Below are 413 nucleotides of genomic sequence, written 5' to 3'. Positions count from 1 at the left end.
TCGGCGATGGCCTGCCGGATCACGGCGAGCGCCAGGGCGCGGTCGCGGATCGCGGCCTCGGCCTGCTCGCCGGCGGTGGTGGGCGGCGGGGCAGTACGGGCATCCTCTGCCCCTACTGCCGGCGCGGGCAGCGACCCGGAAATTCCGGGCAGCTGCGCCGACGCCGCAGGCACGGCGCCGCTGCGCCGGTGTGGCGCGTGCATGCTCATGCCGCCGCCCTCCGCGCGATCCGCCGCGCCGGCACCAGCTCGGCCGCGCCGAGCATCGCCGGCTGCATCCACGCCTCGTCCGGCTCCTCTTCCCCGTCGTGGTCGGGCTCGGCCTCCGCGTCGCCGTCCAGGCGGTCGAGCAGGTCGATCAGCCATGCGGCCAGGGCCTCGATGCGGGCGCGCTGGCACAGCGCCGGGGCGAGG

2 protein-coding genes are annotated in these 413 nt (G+C 77.7%); both read right to left on the bottom strand.

Translation table 11 applies throughout. The features are described from left to right. On the bottom strand, window positions 1–209 hold a 209-nt coding region (locus tag M0638_RS28470), incomplete at its 3' end, for a hypothetical protein (RefSeq protein WP_248670332.1). Next, a partial coding sequence (locus tag M0638_RS28465; RefSeq protein ID WP_248670331.1) for a hypothetical protein occupies window positions 206–413 on the bottom strand: 208 nt, incomplete at its 5' end. The genes M0638_RS28465 and M0638_RS28470, both read right to left, overlap by 4 nt.

Origin of the sequence: Roseomonas acroporae (genome assembly GCF_023223525.1) — a bacterium.
In the GTDB taxonomy this organism is placed as follows: domain Bacteria; phylum Pseudomonadota; class Alphaproteobacteria; order Acetobacterales; family Acetobacteraceae; genus Roseomonas_E; species Roseomonas_E acroporae.
Note: the sequence above shows the minus strand (reverse complement) of the source record. Positions and strands in the feature narration are given on the sequence as shown.